Source organism: Ruegeria sp. CDSA033 (genome assembly GCF_059612305.1).
Genome location: NZ_JBXWQI010000021.1, coordinates 19,304 through 34,095 on the forward strand (window position 1 = coordinate 19,304; position 14,792 = coordinate 34,095).

At 58.0% G+C, this 14,792-nt stretch carries 15 protein-coding genes; 10 read left to right on the plus strand and 5 right to left on the minus strand.

Annotated features, from left to right (window positions below):
• Positions 1 to 25 precede the first annotated feature (25 nt).
• Entirely contained in the window at positions 26 to 1,135 is a 1,110-nt protein-coding gene (locus AC2FLA_RS19375; protein ID WP_496724468.1) for a CaiB/BaiF CoA transferase family protein, read from the minus strand.
• 66 nt (positions 1,136 to 1,201) lie between these two features.
• Here AC2FLA_RS19375 and AC2FLA_RS19380 point away from each other — a divergent pair, with 66 nt between their 5' ends.
• From AC2FLA_RS19380 to uvrC, 7 genes are all read left to right on the plus strand, one after another.
• Entirely contained in the window at positions 1,202 to 2,524 is a 1,323-nt protein-coding gene (locus AC2FLA_RS19380; RefSeq protein ID WP_496724470.1) for a TAXI family TRAP transporter solute-binding subunit, read from the plus strand.
• Positions 2,525 to 2,625: 101 nt separating this feature from the next.
• Positions 2,626 to 3,555: an ABC transporter ATP-binding protein gene (locus AC2FLA_RS19385; protein ID WP_496724472.1), complete on the plus strand. Its 930-nt coding sequence runs from the start codon at positions 2,626 to 2,628 to the stop codon at positions 3,553 to 3,555.
• The gene (locus tag AC2FLA_RS19390) at positions 3,552 to 4,313 is read left to right on the plus strand and encodes an ABC transporter permease (RefSeq protein WP_058273631.1); all 762 of its coding nucleotides are present in this window, start codon (positions 3,552 to 3,554) and stop codon (positions 4,311 to 4,313) included. The genes AC2FLA_RS19385 and AC2FLA_RS19390 overlap by 4 nt, the downstream gene beginning before the upstream one ends.
• A gap of 104 nt (positions 4,314 to 4,417) precedes the next feature.
• Positions 4,418 to 5,215 (plus strand): S49 family peptidase, encoded by a 798-nt coding sequence (locus tag AC2FLA_RS19395; RefSeq protein WP_496724474.1) that lies wholly within the window; start codon positions 4,418 to 4,420, stop codon positions 5,213 to 5,215.
• Between the two features lie 168 nt (positions 5,216 to 5,383).
• Positions 5,384 to 6,346: a calcium/sodium antiporter gene (locus AC2FLA_RS19400; protein ID WP_058273628.1), complete on the plus strand. Its 963-nt coding sequence runs from the start codon at positions 5,384 to 5,386 to the stop codon at positions 6,344 to 6,346.
• Positions 6,347 to 6,366: 20 nt separating this feature from the next.
• Entirely contained in the window at positions 6,367 to 7,146 is a 780-nt protein-coding gene (locus AC2FLA_RS19405; protein WP_496724476.1) for an SDR family oxidoreductase, read from the plus strand.
• A 290-nt stretch (positions 7,147 to 7,436) separates the two neighbouring features.
• A complete protein-coding gene (gene uvrC, locus AC2FLA_RS19410; RefSeq protein WP_496724478.1) occupies positions 7,437 to 9,311 on the plus strand; it encodes an excinuclease ABC subunit UvrC in 1,875 nt (624 codons plus the stop codon).
• On the opposite strand, the gene AC2FLA_RS19415 is transcribed toward uvrC, so the two are convergent.
• Complete coding sequence (locus AC2FLA_RS19415) at positions 9,308 to 10,192, minus strand: DMT family transporter (RefSeq protein WP_496724510.1); 885 nt, start codon at positions 10,190 to 10,192, stop codon at positions 9,308 to 9,310. The two genes, uvrC and AC2FLA_RS19415, sit on opposite strands and share 4 nt — an antisense overlap.
• Before the next feature lie 178 nt (positions 10,193 to 10,370).
• Here AC2FLA_RS19415 and pgsA point away from each other — a divergent pair, with 178 nt between their 5' ends.
• From pgsA to AC2FLA_RS19430, 3 genes are read left to right on the plus strand one after another with little or no spacing between them, the layout of a single operon-like run.
• Positions 10,371 to 11,039: a CDP-diacylglycerol--glycerol-3-phosphate 3-phosphatidyltransferase gene (pgsA, locus tag AC2FLA_RS19420; protein ID WP_282121368.1), complete on the plus strand. Its 669-nt coding sequence runs from the start codon at positions 10,371 to 10,373 to the stop codon at positions 11,037 to 11,039.
• Between the two features lie 3 nt (positions 11,040 to 11,042).
• Positions 11,043 to 11,288 carry a molybdopterin converting factor subunit 1 gene (gene moaD, locus AC2FLA_RS19425; protein ID WP_058278869.1) on the plus strand — a complete coding sequence of 82 codons (246 nt, stop codon included), beginning with the start codon at positions 11,043 to 11,045 and terminating at the stop codon, positions 11,286 to 11,288.
• 4 nt (positions 11,289 to 11,292) lie between these two features.
• Complete coding sequence (locus AC2FLA_RS19430; protein ID WP_282121369.1) at positions 11,293 to 11,736, plus strand: molybdenum cofactor biosynthesis protein MoaE; 444 nt, start codon at positions 11,293 to 11,295, stop codon at positions 11,734 to 11,736.
• A gap of 49 nt (positions 11,737 to 11,785) precedes the next feature.
• Here the strand turns inward: AC2FLA_RS19430 and AC2FLA_RS19435 are convergent, their stop codons facing one another.
• From AC2FLA_RS19435 to AC2FLA_RS19445, 3 genes are all read right to left on the minus strand, one after another.
• Positions 11,786 to 12,316 carry a hypothetical protein gene (locus AC2FLA_RS19435; RefSeq protein ID WP_058278867.1) on the minus strand — a complete coding sequence of 177 codons (531 nt, stop codon included), beginning with the start codon at positions 12,314 to 12,316 and terminating at the stop codon, positions 11,786 to 11,788.
• Between the two features lie 173 nt (positions 12,317 to 12,489).
• The gene (locus tag AC2FLA_RS19440) at positions 12,490 to 12,810 is read right to left on the minus strand and encodes a hypothetical protein (protein ID WP_058273621.1); all 321 of its coding nucleotides are present in this window, start codon (positions 12,808 to 12,810) and stop codon (positions 12,490 to 12,492) included.
• A 1-nt stretch (position 12,811) separates the two neighbouring features.
• Positions 12,812 to 14,746 (minus strand): OmpA family protein, encoded by a 1,935-nt coding sequence (locus AC2FLA_RS19445; RefSeq protein ID WP_496724481.1) that lies wholly within the window; start codon positions 14,744 to 14,746, stop codon positions 12,812 to 12,814.
• Positions 14,747 to 14,792 lie beyond the last annotated feature (46 nt).

The window sequence follows — 14,792 nt, forward strand, 5'->3', positions numbered from 1 at the left end:
TTGGCCAACTCACCCAGGGAGATTTTTAGCCAGGTGAGGGGTCAGGAGGCGTGTTGGTAGACAGCTGATCCAAAATATCCTGCCTGTGTTCGCCTCGGCGTGGGCTGGTTTTGGGCTGCCATGTCCCGGTCGAAAAGCGGGGCGCAGCCGCAGCCTGCAGCGCGCCGTCATGGTCGATCCATGTTTGGCGCGCGGCGTTCATGGGGTGGGCTTGCGCCTCGACCGGGTCGAGTACGGGCGCGACGCAGGCGTCGGAACCCTGGAACATACCGGCCCAGTGGGCGCGGGTTTTGCTGGCGAATAAGTCGGTGAGTCGTTGCGTGAGTTTGGGCCAAAGTGCCGGAACATATTGGTCTTTGAATTCGGGATCGTCGGTGAGTCCCAGTTTTTGCAAGAATTCGACGTAGAACTTGGGCTCAAGACACTGGACGGACATGAAGCCCCCATCCAGGCACGCGTAAGTGCGGCTCCAATGCGGGCCATCCAGCAGGCTTTGACCGCGCGTCTCAGACAGGTTTCCGGTTTGGCGCATACTCATCAACAGGTTCATCATGTGGGCCGATCCGTCATAAATGGCGGCATCAACCACGGTGCCCTGTCCGGTCCGCTGAGCGTTGAGAAGCCCGGCAAGAATACCGGCAACTAGATACATGGCACCGCCGCCAATATCCCCGACAAGGGTCGCTGGGGTCTGCGGGGGCTGGCCCGCTGCTGATGCATACCACAATGCCCCGGACAATGAGATGTAGTTCAGATCGTGTCCGGCCGTTTCGGACAACGGGCTGTTCTGACCCCATCCGGTCATGCGACCATAGACCAGTTTGGGGTTCGACGCGTTGAACGTGTCGGGACCCAGTCCCAGTTTTTCCATCACGCCGGGGCGGAACCCTTCGATTAGCGCATCGGCCGAGGCGATCAGACGCCTTGCGATGTCCAGATCGGCGGCATCCTTCAGATTCAAGTCAATCGAGCGTTTGCCGCGGTCCAGAACGGATTGCTCGGGCATACCCGGTACGGCAGGCTGGCCTTTGCGGTGGATCGTGATGACGTCCGCCCCCAGATCGGCCAGCAGCATGGCGGCGAACGGACCTGGCCCCAAACCTTCAATTTCAATGATCCGTATTCCGCTGAGCATGAGCCCTCTCCTTTCTGCGCAGGTTTTCGGGGATACCCGGGGATTGCAAGCCCGGATTCTGTTGGCTTGCCAGATGGTCACGCGATCCTTAGCGTTCCAAACGGGATGGAGAGCGAGGCTCGGATGCGGTTGTGGTTCCTTTTTGGTGGCGCCGTTGCGCTGGCGGTGTTGGTAGGCGTGTTTTCGCGCCTGCATCCCCCTGGCAGTATGATGTTGGCGGCGGGTCCAGAAGGCGGCGCTTATGAAACGGTTGCGCGAGACTACGCCGAAATTCTGGCGCGCGATGATATTCAACTAGAAATACTGGATACCGCTGGTTCGGTCGAAAATGCTGAACTGCTTAGCGCGGGCGATGTCGACGCTGCATTTCTACAAGGCGGTATCCGGGTTGATCCAAAAAAGGCTGAGGCCGTCGGGGCAGCGTTTTTTGAACCCATCATCTTTTTGGTCAACGAAGGCGCAACTATCCCCAAAAACCCCGCCTTGTGGACCGGTTTGAGGATCAACAGCGGCGCACCAGGCTCAGGTACGGCTGCGGCTTTTCGGGATTTCGAAAAGGCGGTCGGCTTGAATGAGGGGGACAATACACATTTCTCAATCCCCTATGCAAAAGCCGCGGCCGCTTTGTTGGACGGAGATTTGGATATCGCCGTCTATGTTGCGCCCATCGAAGCTCCCTATCTGAAGGCCGCATATGCAGAGCCGGGGCTTCGCGTGCTGGCGCTGGATCATGTTCAGGCGATCTCGCGGCGGTTGGAATACGCGACGGTGGTGACAGTTCCGGCGGGAGGAATGTCGTTGGACCCAGTTCTTCCGCCGCGACCGGTAGAGTTGATAGCGATCGAAGCCCGTCTGGTCGTGCGACCGGATTTGCACCCTGCGCTGATCAACCGTCTGACGATGGCGGCGATTGAATTGCACAGTGCCCGCGGAATTATCGCCGATCCGGGGGCATTCCCCAACCTCGAAGGTGCAGGGATGACGATCAACAATACGGCTAGGCAGCTAATTGTTGATGGTCCTTCGACATGGCATAATTGGCTGCCCTATTGGATCGCAGCACAGATTAACCGGGTTCTTTTGCTGTTGCTGCCGTTCTTTTTTATTGTCGTGCCTCTGATCCGGCTTGTGCCATTGGCTTATGCCTACGCGATGAGGTGGCGGGTTTGGCAGCACTACCCCGAAATCCGGGAAATTGAGGAGGAACTGGCCAACAATCCCGGTGTCAACGAGCTGCGCGAGATGCAGGCGCATCTGAACGCCTTGGACGAACGCCTCGCAACATTGCGGCTGCCCGCGGCCTATAGGCAAGGATTGTACGATGCGCGGTTGCATGTCGAACTTGTACAAAAACGGGTGACCGAATTGCAGCAGCATAGTCAGACCTGACCCAGCCGCGCGCCCACAAAAAAGCGCAGAACAATGTGCGGAATTGACCTGTTCTGTGACGGGCCATCGGGGTAGTGTCCCCGCCAGAACAGGGAATGTGCATGACAACTATTCTGTCCATTAGGGATTTGCGTAAGTCCTATGCCGACGGATTCGAGGCGCTCAAAGGGGTGTCCTTGGATATCGAGCAGGGCGAAATTCTGGCGTTGCTGGGCCCAAATGGGGCTGGAAAGACAACGCTGATTTCCACCGTGTGCGGCATAACCACTCCGACTTCGGGCACCGTTACTGTAGGTGGGCATGACATCCAGACCGAGTTTCGTGCAGCGCGCCGGATGATCGGGCTGGTGCCGCAGGAAATCGCACTTGAGCCGTTTGAGAAAGTTTGGAACACGGTTCGGTTCTCGCGGGGCCTGTTCGGATATAGCAGCGACAATGCCCGGATCGAAGAGATCCTGCGCAAGCTGTCTCTGTGGGATAAGCGCAAGAATGCGATCAAGGAACTTTCGGGTGGCATGAAGCGCCGCGTGCTGATTGCCAAAGCCCTAGCACATGAGCCGCGCGTGCTGTTCCTGGATGAGCCGACCGCCGGCGTGGATGTCGAACTGCGCAAGGACATGTGGGAGATCGTGGCCGAGCTGAAACAGGCCGGGGTCACCATCATCCTGACTACGCATTACATCGAAGAGGCCGAAGCCATTGCCGACAGGGTAGGTGTGATCGACAAGGGTGAGTTGCGGCTGGTGCAGGACAAGAACACCCTGATGGCCCAGATGGGCAAGAAACAGATCGAGGTTATGCTGGCCGATCCTATCCGGGCCATTCCTGATAGTCTGGCTGTGCATAACCTGACGTTGAACGGCAATGGCGATGCGCTGGTCTATACCTATGACACCCACGCGGACCGCACTGGGATCACCACTTTGCTGAACGATGTGGCGCAGGCGGGGCTTGTTCTGCGCGACGTGCAGACCCGGCAGTCGAGCCTGGAAGAGATTTTTGTGAACCTTGTGTCCGGAGAGCCCGCATGAACTGGTCTGCCATCGCTGCAATCTACCGGTTCGAAATGGCCCGGTTCTTCCGCACTCTGGCACAGAGCTTTCTGTCGCCGGTCCTGTCGACCTCATTGTATTTTGTGGTCTTTGGCACTGCGATCGGCAGCCGCATCCAAGAGGTCGAGGGTGTATCTTATGGCGCGTTTATCGTGCCGGGGCTTATCATGTTGTCCGTTGTGATGCTGGCAATCTCGAACGCGTCATTCGGGATCTACTTCCCGAAATTCCTTGGTACGATCTACGAACTGTTGTCGGCGCCAGTAAATTTCATAGAGATCGTAATAGGTTACGTCGGGGCCGCCGCGACCAAGTCGCTATTTGTCGGGTTGGTAATCCTTGTGACAGCCACATTCTTCGTGGACATACGCATCGAACATCCTTTTGCGATGGCAGCGTTCCTGATCCTGTCCTGCCTCAGTTTTTCGCTGTTGGGCTTTATCGTCGGGATATGGGCCAGCAACTTTGAACAGATATCTTTGGTGCCCCAACTGGTTGTCACGCCACTGATCTTTCTGGGCGGCACATTCTATTCGATCTCGATGCTGCCTCCGGTGTGGCAGACGATCACCCTGTTCAACCCGGTTGTTTACCTGATTTCCGGGTTCCGCTGGTCGTTTTACGGGTTGGCCGATGTCCCGATCGGATTCAGCCTGTTGGCGATTCTGGTCTTCACGGGGACTTGTCTGGCTGTGATCGGCTGGATCTTCAAAACCGGTTGGCGCATTCGCAGCTAGGGCGTTGCATTTTTGCCCGCCATGTGTGTGAATTTGGTTCACGTCACGTCTAAGGCCCGAACGGTCCCTTGTTTAGGGCCCGGCTGCACTCTACATCGGCACCCATGAAGCTCAGCCTGCCATTTGTCAAAAAGCAGCCCCTCGTGGCCGTGGTTCGCCTGTCCGGCGCCATCGGAATGGCGGGGCGTGGATCGTTGAACGACACCGCGCTGGCCCCCGTTCTGGAAAAGGCGTTTCGCAAAGGCAAACCTGCGGCCGTGGCGCTTGAGATCAACTCGCCCGGTGGATCGCCGGTGCAAAGCTCTCTGATCGGGTCGCGAATCCGGCGGCTGTCGGAAGAGCTTGAGATCCCCGTTATCGCCTTTGTCGAAGACGTTGCAGCGTCTGGCGGCTACTGGCTGGCCGCTGCCGCCGACGAAATCTGGGCGGATGACAGCTCGGTCCTGGGTTCGATCGGTGTGATTTCGGCTGGGTTTGGCGCGCATGTCCTTCTGGCGCGGCAAGGCATCGAGCGGCGCGTACATACGGCGGGCAAATCAAAATCAATGCTCGACCCGTTTTCGCCGGAGAAAGAAGAAGATGTCGCGCGGCTGCAAGGGTTGCTGGGTGATGTCCACGCGAACTTCATTGACCATGTCAAAGCCCGTCGCGGTGACAAGCTGGATCAAAGTGCGGATCTGTTCACCGGCGAGGTCTGGCTTGCCAGGCGTGCGCAGGAACTGGGCCTGATTGACGGCGTCGCGCACCTGAGGCCGAAAATGCAGGAGCGGTTCGGCGACAAGGTGAAGTTCCGCCGCTATGGCCTGCGCAAACCGTTCTGGTCGCGGTTCGGTGCCACACTTGCGCAAGACGCCATAACCGGAATTGAGGAGCGGGCGGCTTACGCGCGCTTTGGTTTGTGACGTGATTGTCAAGATTGTCACCCTTTTCCTGATTGCCATGGGTGTCTTGGCGATGTTCGGCAAGCTGCGCTTTCCGGGGCAGAAGAAGTTGCAATCTGCAAGATGTCCGCGCTGTGGACGGTTCAGTATCGGTAAGGGGCCTTGCTCCTGCGAAAAAGGAGGCCGTACATGACGGCATGGCTGTTATCCGGCCTCGGCTTGCTGATCTTGCTTCTCGCAGGTGATGCTCTGGTCCGCGGCGCAGTGAACCTGAGCCTGCGCCTGGGTGTACCAGCCCTGATCGTCAGCCTGACCATTGTGGCCTTTGGCACCTCGGCCCCCGAGCTGTTAATCGCGATCAGTGCGATCAAGGAAAACGCGCCGGGGATTGCGCTGGGTAACGTGGTCGGGTCGAACACGGCAAACATCTTGCTGGTTCTGGGTTTGCCAGCCTTGCTTGCCACGCTGCACACCAGCGAATGCAACACCAGAAGAAACTATGTTTTCATGCTGCTGGCCACGGTGCTGTTCATCGGCCTGGCATTTTGCGGCGTGTTCAATATTGCCAGTGGTGCGATCTTGCTGGCTGCTTTGGGATTGGTCCTGCTTAACGCGTTCCGCGATGCGCGCGCGCATCGCAAAGCCTGCGGTGAAGCCTGCGCGGAAGAGGATGAGCTGGAAGGTCTGGAAGAGGCCGATCCGGACATGCCCTATTGGAAACTATCGATCTATCTGGTCCTGGGCCTGATAGGCCTGCCGATGGGTGCGCATCTATTGGTCGACAACGCCACGATCATTGCCCGCACATACGGCGTCAGCGAAACGATTATCGGACTGACGCTGATCGCAGTTGGGACATCCCTGCCGGAACTGGCAACGACTGTGATGGCGGCCTTACGTAGGCAAGCGGATGTCGCCTTGGGTAACGTGATCGGGTCGAACATGTTCAACCTTTTGGCCATCGTCGGTATCGCCACTTTGTTTGGACGTATCCCGGTGGACCCGGAATTCCTGCGTTTCGATCTGTGGGTCATGCTGGGCGCATCGCTTTTGTTGATCCCGTTCGTGTTCTTGAAACAAGATATCACGCGCGGCTGGGGTCTGGTGTTGACGCTGCTGTATGCCGTGTACATCGTCTCGCTGCTGGCGTGACCTGAAGATAGGGGAAATCCATGGCCCGAGCGTTGGTGACCGGTGCAGGTATTCGTCTGGGTCGGGCAATGGCTCTGTATCTGGCAGAGCGGGGATATGACGTCGCAGTGCACTATGCGACGTCTGAACAACCTGCCTCCGAAACCGTAGCCGAGGTGCAGGCGCTTGGACGCAAGGCGGTCGCCTTGCACGCCGATCTGCTGGATGAGGCGCAGGTCCTGACCTTGCTACCCCGCGCGGCAGAGGCGTTAGGCGGACCAATCACCTGTCTGGTGAACAACGCGTCGATCTTTGAATACGACAGCCTTCAGTCCGCCACGCGGCAAAGCTGGGACCGGCACCTCGACAGCAACCTGCGCGCGCCTTTCGTCCTGACGCAGGCCATGGCTGCCCAGGGGCTGAAGCCCGGCAGGGACGAGGCGGGTGAGCCTGTTGCCACCGGGCTGATCGTGAACATGGTGGATATGCGGGTGCGCAAGCTCACGCCAGAGTTCATGACCTATACGATTGCCAAGATGGGTCTGTGGGCCTTGACGCGGACCTCGGCGCAGGCGCTTTCGCCAGCGATCCGGGTTAACGCGATCGGGCCAGGTCCAACGATGCAAGGTCATCGGCAAAGCCAAGAACACTTCAATGCGCAGCGCGCGAACACGGTGCTGGAGCGCGGGTCAAACCCTTCCGATATCACCGCGGCTTTGGGCTATTTCCTGGATGCGCATGCGGTCACAGGTCAACTATTGTGCGTCGACGGGGGTCAGCATCTGGGGTGGAAAACACCGGATGTTCTGGGCCTTGAATAAGTAAAACTGCGGCAAGTTTTGCACCGCTCTCGGTTCTGTTACCTTCGCGTTACAAAAATGTCTTTTTTTTCATACACTTGCCTTGTGAATGAAATTATATACAATGAAAACAATGAGTTAAGTATTTGCTTATTTTTTGTGCAAATCAAGGATTCCTTAATGAATCAAGGGAAATTCGCCACGCTCAGAAACTTATCTTCACACTTATCCACAGAAACCGTGGATTTGTTTTCTCTTGATCTGGGGGCCACAAGATTGCAGCCATGGTCAGAGAATCATATCTCAGGCAAATGACAACAGACAGCGACTCGACCCCTGACACTCAATTGACCGGCTATGCCTGCATTTTGCGGTATGTGAAGACGCTGGACAGCTCACCCGGTGTGTATCGGATGTTGGATGCGGACAGCCGGGTGCTGTACGTCGGCAAGGCGCGCAACCTTAAAGCGCGGGTGTCGAACTATGCGCGGCCGGGACATTCGGGGCGGATTGAGCGGATGATCGCGGCGACAGCCTCGATGATGTTCCTGACCACGCGGACCGAGACCGAGGCTCTGCTGCTTGAGCAGAACCTGATCAAGCAGCTCAAGCCCAAGTACAACGTGCTGCTGCGGGACGATAAAAGTTTTCCCAATATTCTGGTCGCCAAGGGCCATGCCTTTCCGCAGATCAAAAAGCACCGTGGCGCGAAGAAAGAGAAGGGGACCTATTTTGGCCCCTTCGCCAGTGCTGGCGCGGTCAATCGAACGTTGAACCAGCTGCAAAAGGCGTTTCTGCTGCGCAATTGCTCGGATTCCATGTTTGACGGCCGCACGCGGCCCTGTCTGCTTTATCAGATCAAGCGGTGCTCGGGGCCATGCGTTGGCCTGATCTCGGAAGATGAATACGGCGAAAGCGTCAAAGATGCCGAGCGGTTCCTGTCGGGGCGGTCGACCAAAGTGCAAGAGGAGCTGGCCGAACAGATGATGGCCGCGTCCGAGGCGATGGAGTTCGAACGCGCCGCCGGGCTACGAGATCGCATCCGGGCGCTGACGCAGGTGCAGACGTCCCAGGGTATCAATCCGCGCGGCGTGGCTGAGGCGGATGTGATCGGCCTCTATATGGACAGTGGGCAAGCTTGTGTTCAGGTATTCTTTATCCGCGCCAACCAGAACTGGGGGAACAAGGATTTCTATCCTCGTGTCGGTGCGGATGTGTCCGCAGCAGAGGTGATGGAGGCGTTTCTTGGCCAGTTCTACGACAACAAGGAACCGCCCCGGCAGCTGATCCTGTCGGACGCAGTCGAAAATGCCGATCTAATGCACGAGGCGCTGAGCGAGAAGGCAGGGCGCAAGGTCGAAATCCTAGTGCCTCAGCGCGGTGAGAAACAGGAACTGATTGCAGGGGCCTTGCGCAACGCGCGGGAATCCTTGGCCCGTCGGATGTCGGAAAGCGCCACGCAGGCCAAGCTGTTGCTTGGCGTGGCCGAAGCGTTTGATCTGGACAGCCCGCCGAACCGGATTGAGGTTTACGATAACTCTCATATCCAAGGCACCAACGCCGTTGGTGGGATGATCGTGGCAGGCCCAGAAGGGTACATGAAAAACGCCTATCGAAAGTTCAACATTCGGGGTGATGACCTGACCCCCGGTGACGACTTTGGCATGATGAAAGAGGTTCTGACCCGCCGCTTTACCCGCTTGCAAAAAGAGGATCCGGATCGTGACAAGGGGTTGTGGCCCGACCTGTTACTGATCGACGGCGGCGCGGGGCAGGTGAGTGCTGTGCGCGAAATCATGGTTGAACATGGGGTCGAAGATATTCCTATGGTCGGTGTTGCAAAGGGCGTTGATCGCGATCACGGCAAAGAAGAGTTCCATCGTACTGGCCAGCGCCCCTTTGCCTTAAAACGCAATGACCCGGTGCTGTATTTTATTCAACGTCTGCGGGACGAGGCGCACCGGTTTGCAATCGGCACTCACCGTGCCAAACGGGCCAAAGCGGTTGGCGCGACGCCGTTGGACGAAATCCCCGGAGTTGGTGCTGCGCGCAAACGGGCATTACTGGCGCATTTCGGCAGTGCCAAGGCTGTTAGCCGGGCCAATCTGGCGGATTTGAAAGCGGTCGAGGGGATCTCAGCCGGGTTGGCGCAGAAGGTTTATGATTTCTTCCACGACAAGGGCTAGGCCTTGCGCCCGCGCCACAGGATGTAGAGGCCGGAGGCCACGATCAGACCACTACCGATCCACATTGTCTGGTCCAGATCCTCGCCAAAAAAGATCACGCCCAAGGCGACACCGAACAGCAGGCGGGAATAGCGGAAAGGCGTGACGGCGGACACCTCTCCGGTTCGCATGGCCTTCATCAGGGATGTGTATGCGATTGCGCCCAGGCCCACGGCTCCGGCGATATGCAGGCTTGTGAGCAACGGCACAGGCGCGATGGGGGCCTGTTCCCAAAAGCTGTAGGCAAACCCAGCGACAATCACGCTGACAAAGCCGTAGAACCCTAAAACTTCGGTTCCAAGACTGGCAGGTGCGACCCGGCTGGCCAGATCACGGCCGGCAAATCCCAACATCCCCAGCACGGCCAGAAGGGACAAGATGGTGAAACTGTCCCCAGTTGGTTGGATGATGATCACAACGCCGATCAGGCCAACGAGAATGGCGCTCCACCGCCGCCAACCAACGGTCTCTCCGAATAGAAGCACGGCACAGGCGACGACCACAAGCGGGGTGGCCTGCAGGATAACAGTTGCTGATGACAAGGGCGTCAATGTGATGGCCAGTACGTAGAACAGCCGCCCAAGAATTTCGAAAACCGCGCGGATCTTCATTGCAGGCGACAGCACATCCGGTTGCAGCAGCCGCGTGCCACGTGCCATTGCGACACAGGCAAAGATGAGCGCGCCACCCAATCCGAACAGGACAAGTATTTGCCAGACGGGCAAGGCAACCGCCGCCGCTTTCAGCAGCGCGTCTTCCAGTGCGAAACATGCCATCGCGCCGATCATCCATGCGCTACCGATCAGGTTGGCGCGCGCGTCGGTCTCAATATTCGGGGTCATCGGGTCGTCTTTGCCATTGGGCTTGGTCGGCTGCACTCTGACGACAATCCGACCCGGGGCCAAGGCCAATAACCGGTGCCTCGCCGGACTGCGGCGCTTTGACCAAGCCTCTGTGATCGGTACAGTTTTTTTCCGCCCCGTCTTTCCTGTCCCCGGTCAGCGATGTAGGGTCTGCTTCATGAAGTGGAACCTGCCGAATATCCTGACTGTCCTGCGCCTGCTGGCCGCGCCCGGTCTGGCCGTAATGTTTCTGTATTTCACCAGACCCTATGCAGACTGGTTTGCGCTGATCCTGTTTCTGACGGCGGCCATTACCGACTGGTTTGACGGATATTTGGCGCGAGCGTGGAAACAGGAAACCAAGATCGGCGCCATGCTGGACCCGATTGCGGACAAGGCGATGGTGGTGATCGCGCTGATGATCCTTGTGGGTTACTCCGCTGAGCACTGGACTCCCTGGTTGGTGCTGCCAGCGACGGTCATCCTGTTCCGCGAAGTTTTTGTCTCGGGCCTGCGGGAATATCTGGGCGATACGGCCGGAACGCTGAAGGTCACAAAGCTGGCGAAATGGAAAACGACCGCGCAGATGGTGGCGATTGCCATTCTGTTTTCGCAGGGGATTTTCGAGCACTATTTTGTGATGGCTACGTTCGGCATGGATGCCGCAACGATGGATCAGGTTCTAACGGGTCAATTGGAAGACCTGAATCATATGCGCTGGCACCTTGAGGCGATGTTCTGGTCCGGTCGCATTGGGCTGTGGCTGTTGTGGATCGCGGCAGCGCTGACATTGATCACCGGCTATGACTACCTACGTAAAGCCATGCCCCATCTGAAGGAGAGCTAAGGGATGGACGTGCTGTATTTTGCATGGGTACGCGAACGGATCGGCCTGCCGAAAGAGCGGATCGAAACCGAGGCCGCAACCGTATCCGATCTGGTCGCCGAGCTGAGTGCGCGTGAAGACCGCTATGCTGCCGCATTTGCGGACCTGTCCGCATTGCGCGTGGCACTGGATCAGGAACTGTCCGATTTTGACGCATCGCTTTCTGGCGTGCGCGAAGTGGCTTTTTTCCCGCCGATGACCGGCGGCTAAATCCATGCGCATCGCGGTTCAGGAAGAAGAATTTGATCTTGGGGCCGAAGCCAATACCTTCGCCGCCGGAGACGATGCCAACGGCGCCATTGTGACCTTTACCGGCGTGGTGCGCGATCTGGCATCCGGCGATCTGGATGTGATGGAGATCGAGCATTACCCCGGTATGACCGAACGGGCGCTAACCAAAATCGCCGAAGAGGCACAGCAGCGCTGGTCGTTGGGCGATGTGCTGGTGATCCACCGCCACGGGCGCCTTGCCCCGGGGGATCGGATCATGATGGTGGCCACTGCCGCGCGGCACCGCAAGGATGCGTTTGAGGCGGCAGAATACCTGATGGATTACCTGAAATCCCGCGCTCCCTTTTGGAAAAAGGAAATCACCACATCCGGCGCGGAATGGGTCGCAGCCAAGGATGAGGATGAAGATGCGCTGACGCGGTGGTAGGTTCTGTGCCCGGCACCGGATTATCTGGTGCCGGGTCTATCATAGCGAGTTAGGTGCTTTGTTCGGTGTTACACTGCCGTGCCGCTTCGATGGCTTTTTTAGTACCATCCAGACTAACGGTGAATGCGAACTCTTTCTTCGGAAACACGGTCATTTCGTATTTGTTCATGACGTCATCCACAAACTGGGCGTTGTTCGCAAGGATGTATCCGCCTGTATATCCGTCGGCGAGATGCTTAGTCTTCTTGTGCGCCTCAGCTTCGTAGACGTTGCCGTCGAGTGACAGGAAGATCTTTTCCTTCTTACCCTTCAGGCCAATGTCGTTCTTCGTGAACACACCAAGATAGCCCATCTCGTGGTCCTTGGTCAGACCCATCTGAACGACGTTCTGGTTTTCGTCCATACGCTCGATCAGGCAGGACCCGCGGGAGTCATCCACAAAGATAGTCCAACCGGATTCTTCGCCCCAGTTGGTGAAGGTATCGTTCTCTGACGGTATGACGTCACTTGAAGCCCAAGCGGCTACAGCAGAGAAGATGCTTAGAGTCGCAGCGGTTGTTAATGATGATTTGAAATTCATAGTACACTCCAATTTTCTGGATAGTGAACAGTGATGTGCATGTGTAAAAAATGCACCAATTCCTAATATTGAATTTGTTGTAAGAATTGAAGGCGATTGCCTCGGATCGGCTGATTTGTGCCGAAGGTGCAGTCGGCCCCAACCGGGGTCAGCTATTAAGCCCGGGGCTGGGATCAATCCGCGTTGTTGATACGCCCGCGTAGTTCTTCCGCCTCTTGCCGGGCGGCGCGCAGGCCGTCCATGGCGGCGGCCAATTCGGCCTCGGTCTGGGTCAGCTGGTTGGTCAGTTCGGCCTCGCGCTGCTGCAGATAGGTGATGGCCTGGTCGCGGGTTTCTTCTGCCTCATGCAGCTCCTGGCTCATGCGGTCCAGATCGGCGACGTCGCTTTGGCGGACACGTGACAGGCGATGGGCCAGCCAATTGGCGAACCACCCCATGCAAAAGGCGGCAAACAATATGACGGCGGTCGCGATAATGAATTCGATTCTGTTCAACTTACTGGTCCCCTGCGCCCGAGTCGGTTTCCGCATCCGGTTCCGCGGCTTCGGCCTCTGGCTCTGCGTCTTGTGACGTCTCTGCTTCGTCTTCCATCGCTTCCAGCGCCGTTTGAGATTCGGCAGTGGATTCGGGCCGGATCAGGCGGAATTCGATACGTCTGTTTTCTTCGCGCCCGTTTTCGGTGTCGTTGTCGGCGATTGGCTGGGTTTCACCATAGCCCAAGGCGGTAAAGCTGGCTGTGGGCACGCGCCGCGCGCGCAGCTCATTGAGGATGGATTGTGCCCGTGATTGGCTGAGCTGCTGGTTCATCTCTTCGCGGCCCTGGCTGTCAGTGTGGCCCTGAATCTCCAGCCGGATAGGCCCGCATTCCCGCAGGATGTCGGCGATCTGATTAACCGTATCGCGCGACTCGGCGGCGACCGTGGCAGAACCCGGTTCAAAGGCGATTTTCGAACCCGCCTGAACTTCGGCGATGCGCTCTTCGCAAACATCCGGGTCGGGCAGCTTGTCTGCGGGCTCGGGCGGCTTTTGATAGGTGATCGACAGGCTGAAATCTTGTGCCTCGCCCAGTTTTTCCGACAAAAGCCCAGAAATATAGGCCCGGGTTTTGGGATCGTGGCTGACACCGTTCAGAACCACTTCGTCCGGCGTCACGGTCAGCGCACCATTGTGCAATTGCGACAACGCTTCAAGCCCGCTGAGGACGCGAATGGGCCAATCAGCGGGTAGGTCAGAGGCCACGCGGGTTGCGGTATGGACGTGTTCATAACCAAAGGCTGCACGGGCATAACTGTCGACCATGTCGCGCTGGGTTTCATCCCCCAGGCGGCCGCGCATTTGCACCAGGCCTTCGGGACTTCGTGTTGCTGAGAATTCGGGCGGGCCGGATTGGTCTTCCGTTTCGGGTTCCGGCAGAACCGCATGCAGGGCAAAGACCTCGGGCAGTGCGTTTTCCAGTTCGCCGATCACCTGGTCAAACAGCGCGGCGCCAGTGCCTTCGGCCGCGACCAAAGTGATATCCGCATCTGACAAAGTCACCGTACCCTGGCCGATTTCCGCCAGCGCCCGAATGCTTAACACGGCGGCGTCGGGCCAGCGAGGTGAGGGTTCACCCAGACCGATGGTGCAGGAATAAGGCCCGGTCAGGCCAGCATCCTGTGCGGCTGCGACGATCCGGTCCCGCGCCTTTTCGTCCTGGGCTGAACAGGCATCGAATTGCCCGCCATTTTCGTCGATCAGGTAACGCAGGGTGAAGGGTGTAATGACCGGGCGCGGTGCGGAAATGGACAAGCCGATGCGCAGGCTGGGCGGCGCTGCGCGCGTCAGCTCTTGCTCAAGCCGCTCTTTTTCCTGCTGGCTGTCGGCAATTGCCGTCACCTTTACAAGCCCGGGGCTGGCCGAGATTTTGGCTCGTGGCAGTCGGGTCAGCGCCTCAACAGCAAAAGCGATCGCATCGTCCCAGCCTTTGGGTTTTGGATAGTCGGCGGTTTCCAGCAAATCTGATACCGGCCCGTCATTCAGCGTGCGCAATCTTTTCGTCAGTGCGTCGCGATCTTCGCTGGCTGGGATCAGGCCAATAACCGAGATACCGCTGTCATTGCGCAGAATTTCGGCTGAAAAGCGTGGGGAGGCCAGCTGCGTAGAGGGCGCGACCTCCATTTCATCAATCACGCGGGAGGTGTCGACCTCGGTCCCCGCCGCCGTCAAAGCGTTGAATCGTGTGGCCTCATCCGTAGCGGTGCCGGTCAGAACCACCCGCAGCCCGTCTGACTGGACCTCGGCCCAGTTATGGCCTTTCAGGTCCAGCGCACGCCGAACGGCGAATTCCGAGGCTTCTTCGACCTTTGTTACGGCAAAGCTTGCCGCCAGCAGAGACAGCCCGGCGGACACAAGGAATACAAAGGCAACGACGAAGATATAAGGCAGACGCATGTGCGAACTATCGACTCCTCGGGTGAGTGTTCAGAACTCTTACAGA

Bases quoted from the DNA above. Each gene is read 5' to 3' on its own strand.
- AC2FLA_RS19375 (WP_496724468.1), bottom strand. From the start codon at position 1,135: ATGCTCAGCGGAATACGGATCATTGAAATTGAAGGTTTGGGGCCAGGT.
- AC2FLA_RS19385 (WP_496724472.1), top strand. From the start codon at position 2,626: ATGACAACTATTCTGTCCATTAGGGATTTGCGTAAGTCCTATGCCGAC.
- AC2FLA_RS19390 (WP_058273631.1), top strand. From the start codon at position 3,552: ATGAACTGGTCTGCCATCGCTGCAATCTACCGGTTCGAAATGGCCCGG.
- AC2FLA_RS19395 (WP_496724474.1), top strand. From the start codon at position 4,418: ATGAAGCTCAGCCTGCCATTTGTCAAAAAGCAGCCCCTCGTGGCCGTG.
- AC2FLA_RS19400 (WP_058273628.1), top strand. From the start codon at position 5,384: ATGACGGCATGGCTGTTATCCGGCCTCGGCTTGCTGATCTTGCTTCTC.
- AC2FLA_RS19405 (WP_496724476.1), top strand. From the start codon at position 6,367: ATGGCCCGAGCGTTGGTGACCGGTGCAGGTATTCGTCTGGGTCGGGCA.
- uvrC (WP_496724478.1), top strand. From the start codon at position 7,437: ATGACAACAGACAGCGACTCGACCCCTGACACTCAATTGACCGGCTAT.
- AC2FLA_RS19415 (WP_496724510.1), bottom strand. From the start codon at position 10,192: ATGACCCCGAATATTGAGACCGACGCGCGCGCCAACCTGATCGGTAGC.
- pgsA (WP_282121368.1), top strand. From the start codon at position 10,371: ATGAAGTGGAACCTGCCGAATATCCTGACTGTCCTGCGCCTGCTGGCC.
- moaD (WP_058278869.1), top strand. From the start codon at position 11,043: ATGGACGTGCTGTATTTTGCATGGGTACGCGAACGGATCGGCCTGCCG.
- AC2FLA_RS19430 (WP_282121369.1), top strand. From the start codon at position 11,293: ATGCGCATCGCGGTTCAGGAAGAAGAATTTGATCTTGGGGCCGAAGCC.
- AC2FLA_RS19435 (WP_058278867.1), bottom strand. From the start codon at position 12,316: ATGAATTTCAAATCATCATTAACAACCGCTGCGACTCTAAGCATCTTC.
- AC2FLA_RS19445 (WP_496724481.1), bottom strand. From the start codon at position 14,746: ATGCGTCTGCCTTATATCTTCGTCGTTGCCTTTGTATTCCTTGTGTCC.